Origin of the sequence: Roseovarius sp. Pro17, from assembly GCF_035599575.1 — a bacterium.
GTDB lineage: Bacteria > Pseudomonadota > Alphaproteobacteria > Rhodobacterales > Rhodobacteraceae > Roseovarius.
The window spans coordinates 4,182,631-4,189,217 of sequence record NZ_CP141179.1 but is presented as its reverse complement, the minus strand read 5'-3'; the positions used below and the strand labels follow the sequence as shown (position 1 = coordinate 4,189,217).

Annotated in this window: 6 protein-coding genes; 2 read left to right on the top strand and 4 right to left on the bottom strand. The window is 59.8% G+C overall.

Going from position 1 to position 6,587, the window contains the following annotated elements:
• Positions 1–472 precede the first annotated feature (472 nt).
• The 3 genes from rpsT to mutM all read right to left on the bottom strand — a co-directional run bounded on the left by rpsT (position 473) and on the right by mutM (position 2,654).
• Positions 473–742 carry a 30S ribosomal protein S20 gene (rpsT, locus tag U3654_RS20215; protein ID WP_324753322.1) on the bottom strand — a complete coding sequence of 90 codons (270 nt, stop codon included), beginning with the start codon at positions 740–742 and terminating at the stop codon, positions 473–475.
• A gap of 192 nt (positions 743–934) precedes the next feature.
• Positions 935–1,711 (bottom strand): enoyl-CoA hydratase, encoded by a 777-nt coding sequence (locus U3654_RS20210; RefSeq protein WP_324753321.1) that lies wholly within the window; start codon positions 1,709–1,711, stop codon positions 935–937.
• A 64-nt stretch (positions 1,712–1,775) separates the two neighbouring features.
• On the bottom strand, positions 1,776–2,654 hold the full coding sequence (gene mutM / locus U3654_RS20205) for a bifunctional DNA-formamidopyrimidine glycosylase/DNA-(apurinic or apyrimidinic site) lyase (RefSeq protein ID WP_324753320.1): 879 nt from the start codon (positions 2,652–2,654) through the stop codon (positions 1,776–1,778).
• An 85-nt stretch (positions 2,655–2,739) separates the two neighbouring features.
• On the opposite strand from mutM, the gene ubiE reads away from it, so the two are divergent.
• Together ubiE and ubiB are read left to right on the top strand one after the other, a co-directional pair.
• Positions 2,740–3,483: a bifunctional demethylmenaquinone methyltransferase/2-methoxy-6-polyprenyl-1,4-benzoquinol methylase UbiE gene (gene ubiE / locus U3654_RS20200; protein ID WP_324753319.1), complete on the top strand. Its 744-nt coding sequence runs from the start codon at positions 2,740–2,742 to the stop codon at positions 3,481–3,483.
• 4 nt (positions 3,484–3,487) lie between these two features.
• Positions 3,488–5,023 carry a 2-polyprenylphenol 6-hydroxylase gene (gene ubiB / locus U3654_RS20195; RefSeq protein WP_324753318.1) on the top strand — a complete coding sequence of 512 codons (1,536 nt, stop codon included), beginning with the start codon at positions 3,488–3,490 and terminating at the stop codon, positions 5,021–5,023.
• Between the two features lie 880 nt (positions 5,024–5,903).
• Here ubiB and U3654_RS20190 read toward each other — a convergent pair.
• Positions 5,904–6,584, bottom strand: a complete 681-nt coding sequence (locus U3654_RS20190) for a flagellar hook capping FlgD N-terminal domain-containing protein (protein WP_324753317.1) — start codon at positions 6,582–6,584, stop codon at positions 5,904–5,906.
• Between the last annotated feature and the right edge of the window lie 3 nt (positions 6,585–6,587).

Here is a 6,587-nt window from a genome sequence, read left to right as displayed (position 1 = left end):
GCGTCTGTGCTTTCGCGGCTATGTCGTTTCGGTTCCACACCAAGCCTGTAAGCTCAGCGCAATCGTCGCCACCCACGACCAGAAGACACACCCAAACAATCCCTCTGAACGCATGTTCAGAAGACGCGCTCGCCACGACCGGCGAACGCAAATATCAAAACGATAGTCACGATAGAGCAGGAGTCAGGCCCTGCTCTGTCGCGAACATCGTCGGTGTGCTTTATTTGGACATGCCGGGTTTAACCCGAAAGTTCCCTGCAACATGACCCCCCAAAGGCCCGTCACCGGAATCAGCCTGTCCCCCCAAGCGTGAATCGCAAGGCCAAGATAGCAAGTCGGCGCGCGGCCCGGCAACCGATCTTATTCCTTGACTCTGATTTTGCATGAAAAGAATCTGCGCGGCCCGATTGCCTCGAAAAAATGCAAAAGGCGCCCCAAAAAGGGCGCCTTTTTGTTTAGCGTTAACAGTTTATTAAGCTTGTCCGAGTGCCTTCACGCGGCTCGACAGGCGCGACATCTTGCGCGCGGCCGTATTCTTGTGAAAGACGCCTTTGGTGACGCCGCGCATCAGCTCGGGCTGGGCTGCGCGCAGGGCTGCGGTGGCCGAATCCTTGTCGCCCGAGGCGATAGCCTCTTCGACCTTGCGAAGTTGGGTGCGAATGCGCGAACGGCGGGCCTTGTTGACGGCCAGGCGCGTCTCGTTCTGACGCGCGCGTTTTTTTGACTGAGGCGTATTTGCCATGAGAATCGTATCCTTGATCTGGTTCGGTATCAAATTTCTAAGCGGATTACGCCAAACCCAAGCCTCCGGGCGGACCGAAGATGATTCTTGCCAGAGCGGGCATCACGCGCATGTATGACGGCGGTCTATAATCTGGCGCGCTGCCCGATGCAACCGTGTTGTGACGCGCGGCGCATCTGCGCGCCGCCGCGCCTATTTGTCGCGAAACTGCGCCTGTCGCTTTTCCTTGAACGCGGCCATGCCCTCGGACTGGTCCTCAGTGGCAAAGAGCGAATGGAACACGCGCCGCTCGAACAAGAGGCCCTCCTGCAGCGTGGTCTCGTAGCTGCGATTGACCGCTTCCTTGACCGCCATGACCGAAATCATGGATTTCTCGGCGATCTTGGCCGCAGCGCTGCGCGCCTCTTCCCTCAGCTTTTTCACCGGCACAACGCGGCTGACCAGCCCCGAACGCTCGGCCTCTTGGGCGTCCATGAAACGGCCCGTCAGGTTCATGTCCATCGCCTTGGACTTGCCGATGAAACGGGTCAGGCGCTGCGATCCACCAAGTCCTGCCATGATCCCGAGATTGATCTCAGGCTGGCCAAACTTGGCGGTCTCCGACGCGATGATGAAATCGCACATCATCGCCAATTCGCATCCACCGCCCAGCACATAGCCCGACACGGCAGCGATGATCGGCTTGCGGATGCGGGTGATCGCGTCGTGCTGCGCGCCAAAGAAATCCTCGGATGACATTTCGACGAAGGTCTTGTCGGCCATCATCTTGACGTCGGCCCCGGCCGCGAACGCCTTGTCTGAGCCGGTCAACACGATGCAGCGCACCTTGTCGTTTACCTCCGCCTCCTGAAGCGCACTCACCAATTCGCCCAGCAACTGCTCGTTCAGCGCATTAAGGGCGTCGGGGCGGTTGAGGGTGATTTGCGCGACGTGGTCTTCTACTTCGACGATGATCGTCTCATAGGCCATGAAATATGCTTTCGCTTGTTTCTGTCAGACGGGCAGTCTTACCACCCCGGCAGGACGGATCAACCTATCTTTGACATCTGCCGCAGTAGAAGCTGGAGCGGCCCGCCTGCACGATCCGTCCGACCACGCCGTCGCAACCCTCGCGCCTGCATGGCTGTCCCTCGCGGCCATAAACGTCAAAACTGTGCTGGAAGTAGCCCAATTCGCCATCGGCCTGCCGGAAATCGCGCAGTGAAGACCCGCCCGCCTCAATCGCGTCGCGCAGCACGTCCCTGATTATGGGCACAAGTGCCGCGGTGCGCCGTGCGCTGATATGTCCCGCCTTACGGCGCGGCGAGATGCCGGCGCGGAACAGCGTCTCGCACACATATATATTGCCTAGGCCCGCAACGAGGCGCTGGTCCAACAGCGCCGATTTGATCGGGGTGTTGCGCCCGGCCAGCGCGCTGGCCAGATACCCCTCATCAAAGTGGTTGCCCAACGGCTCCGGCCCCAGCTTGGCCAGTAACGCGTGGTCAGCGGCGCCCACAGTCGCAAACAGGTCCATCGCACCAAAACGGCGTGGATCGTTGAATGTGATGCGCGCACCGTGTTCCATATGTAGCACGACATGATCGTGCTTTTCCGTCGCGGGATGGTTGTGCACGAACTGCCCTGTGTTGCCGGGGGCGGAACTGCCGTTTGACGAATCTCCCGAAATTAACATGCGCCCCGACATGCCCAGATGGATTAATAGCGTCTCGCCTGACTCCAGATCGACGAGGATGTATTTCGAGCGCCGCCGCAGGCCCAACACCTTTTGCCCACTCAGCCGCGCCGCCATGTCAGGCGGAAACGGCCAGCGCAGACCCTCGCGATTAACGTCGGCGCGCGTGATCACAGCGCCCTCCATCACGGGGGCAAGCCCGCGGCGAACCGTCTCAACTTCGGGTAATTCGGGCATGTCTCGGCCTCTCGCTACAGCGCCGCATTGTGTCCGCAGCACAGCGCCCTATAACAAGGGGCTGAACCGGCGCAAGGCAAGAGCGATGAGCGACAAAACTACCCATTTCGGATTTCAGGACATTCCCGAGGATGAAAAGGCGGGCCGCGTGCGCGGAGTCTTTGGCTCGGTTGCCAGCAAATATGATGTAATGAACGACGTGATGAGCATGGGGATTCACCGCGTCTGGAAGGATGCGATGATGGACTGGCTGGCGCCGCGCCCCGGTCAACGCCTGCTGGATGTTGCGGGTGGGACGGGCGACATCGCATTCCGGTTCCTGAAACGCGCGGGCAGCGGCCACGCCACGGTGCTGGACCTGACCGAACCAATGCTGATCGAGGGCCGCAAACGCGCCGAGGCCGAGGCGATGGCAGGTAGTCTGGATTGGGTCGTGGGCGATGCGATGGCACTGCCCTTCGATGACAACAGCTTTGACGTCTATACGATCAGCTTCGGCATCAGAAACGTCACTCGCCCGCAGGAGGCGCTGAGCGAGGCATACCGCGTGCTGCGTCCCGGCGGGCGGCTGATGATACTGGAGTTTAGCCAGATCCCGAACGACATGATGCAAAAGGTCTACGATCTCTACAGCTTCAATATCATTCCGCGCTTGGGGCAGGCGATTGCAGGTGATCGCGACAGCTATCAATACCTCGTTGAATCTATTCGACAGTTCCCCGATCAGGACACATTCCTGAACATGGTGAAGCAGGCCGGGTTCGGCAACGCCAAACACCGCAACCTGAGCATGGGCATCGCCTGCCTGCACTCGGGCTGGAAGCTGTAGCGCCATGCGCGGTCCGCACAACATCATCCGCCTGATCCGCACCGGCGCCACGCTGGAGCGGACCGGCGCGATGGCCGTCGTGATGGACGCATTGGATGCGCCGCCGCTGGTGCGCACGACCCTGCGGTTCATCGCGTGGCCCTTCAAATGGCTGGGCGCCAAGGGTGATCCCGCCATGCCGCCTGCCACCCGTGCGCTGACCGCGCTGGGGCCGGCATATATCAAATTCGGCCAGATTCTGTCGACGCGACCCGACCTTGTGGGTGACGATCTGGCGGCACAAATGCGCGTCTTGCAGGACAAGCTGCCGCCGTTTCCAATAGAGGTCGCCAAAGCCAGCATCCAATCCGAGTTGGGCGCGCCGGTCGAGGTGCTGTTTGACGATTTCAGCCCGCCCGTCGCCGCCGCCTCTATCGCGCAGGTCCACAAGGCGCGTCTGCGAGATACCGGCGATGCGGTCGCGATCAAGGTGCTGCGCCCCGGCATCGAGCGCGCCTTTCGTGTCGATATCGACGCCTTCTATTTTGCCGCCAACGTGATTGAGCGGCTGTCGCCATCGTCCCGCCGCCTGCGCCCCACCGACGTAATCGCCCATTTCGAAGGCGTTGTCATGGGCGAACTGGACCTGCGGCTGGAGGCATCCTCAGCGTCGGAATTCGCGGCCAATACCAAGGACGACACTGGCTTTCAGTTGCCGGGTATCAAGTGGGATCTGTCCAGCCGCCGCGTGATGACGATGGAATGGGCCGACGGCGCGCCGCTGGGCGACAACGATGCCATCGACGCGGCTGGCCATGACCGCGTGATCCTCGGCGACCGGGTGCTTCAACTTTTTCTCAGTCATGCGCTGCGCGACGGGTATTTCCACGCCGACATGCATCAGGGCAATCTCAAGGTTGCGCCGAACGGCGATGTCATCGCTTATGATTTCGGCATTATGGGGCATATCGACGAGTACACCCGTCGTGTTTATGCCGAGATTATCTATGGCTTTATCAAACGCGACTATCGCCGCGTCGCCGAAGTACATTTCGAGGCCGGATATGTGCCACGCGACCGCGACGTGGACGAGTTCGCCCGCGCCCTGCGCGCGGTGGGCGAGCCGATTTTTGGCATGGATGCCAGCCGCATCAGCATGGGAAGTCTGCTAAGCTACCTTTTCGAAGTAACCGAGCGGTTCGGCATGGAAACGCGTACCGAGTTAATCCTGTTGCAGCGCACCATGGTGGTCGTCGAAGGCGTCGCGCGCTCACTGAACCCGCAGATCAACATCTGGCAGGTCGCCAAACCCGTAGTCGAGGACTACATCCGTCAGAGCCTTGGCCCGCGAGCCATAGCGCAAAGCCTAGGCAAGACGCTGATGGTACTTGCCCGCTTTGGCCCGCGCCTACCTCAGTTGGTCGAGACGGCGATCATGCGTAGCGCGGCAACACCAACTCCGCAGCCGCCCCACCGCAGCCGTCGCGATCTGGCGCTATGGGGTTTGGGCGGAGTAATTGGAGGCGGCGCGCTGGTGATCATCGTGACGCATTTCGCGTGACACCCCCTGCCCCGGCATCGCGAAACACATAGCGCGAGGAAAGCAGGCGATGCCGGGTTGATACCTCTATTGGTTCGCTTTTCACCAGCGGAATGCCCAGCAAAATCGCGCGCCGCATGAGGGACCCATTTGAGTTGCAAGCAGTCCATCGCCGCCGCAATAGCCACCCTTCTGCCCAGCGCAGATGGCTGAATGCCAACGCACAGACCGCTGAACGAACACCTCATCATCCGGACCCTGCGCTAAAGCGTTTCGAATTCAAGCTGTGTCTCAACCTAAACTCGAAACGCATTAATTGCGGCCTACCCATTGAGACGCAGATCATTAGCGCCAGCGTCGCTTTGCAATGTCATACATACACAGCCCCAAAATACAAAAAGGCGGCCCATCGGATCGCGTTTCAAGTTACATCGCACGCAAATGCAATACAAATTCAGAAGTCGTTGCAGCAGTCGATCGCCGCGATGGTGCTGATACCAACAGCTATGCCGTCTGAGACCAGAGCGGCGAAACCGTCATCGCGACTGGCGAGGAAACGAGTGGATCGGCGTTCACATTCTGTGCGGCGACGGGCGCAGCGGCGACTGCGAGAGTCGAAATCTTCTTCGATATGTCTGCCAGCCTATGTTTCAAGATATGCATTGGGCATACATTTCCACGTCAACTAAGCGAAAGCATCGCATAGTTGACGTGGAAAACTGCTTTCTACAGACTTCCCTATAACTTGATTGCTTTCACCGGCTCCGGCTGGCGCTCACTCAAGCGGTTAATTTCGCATCCCATCCAAGCGAGCAGATGTTGCGGATTTTTATAACTTTGTGGCACCAATGGGTCGGTTTGCATACCCTCCCTATCATGCCACCGACATCCATCTGAACGTTCAAGATGCATCAGGGTTGCGAAGCCCCAGAACGTCCGAGGCCGATACCTGCTGTCCGCCCGCCATGACGAGGACGGTCGCGCCACCTGACAGCCGCGCCTCGACGATGCGCGCCTGACTTTGGACCGGATCGCTACCCAGCACTTCGTCGTCTTGGAACGAATCCACTGAGATTGAGTAAATGCCCTCAGGTAGCTGATTTCCTGATCCATCACGGCCCGACCAGCTGTAATCCCCTCCTCGCGGCGGGACGTCCTGCTCCTGCACGATGCCGCCAACTTCATCCCGCACGACCAATCGGGCCAGATCGGTGCCCGGACGGGTCTTCAATGTCAGTGGTACGGCGGAACCGTCGAACGACACCGGCATTTCAGCACGGGCGGTCATGCCGACCCACCCCTGCAACTGCCCCATGCCCAGAACGCCCAACTGCGTGCCCAGCCCGGTCAGCAGGTCGTTGGTCCGGACCTGCTGCTCGACGGTCGAAAACGCGGCGAGTTGCGACGCGAACTCGGTCGAATCGACTGGATTCAGAGGATCCTGATTCTGCATCTGCGCCGTTAGCATTTTCAGGAAGGTCTCAAAGTCAGAATTAAGCGCAGTTGCGCCCTTGGCCGTCTGAGCCGGACCGCCTCTTGCGTCTGTGGGCGGCGATCCGATTGGCGGTGAAATAGCATCCATTTT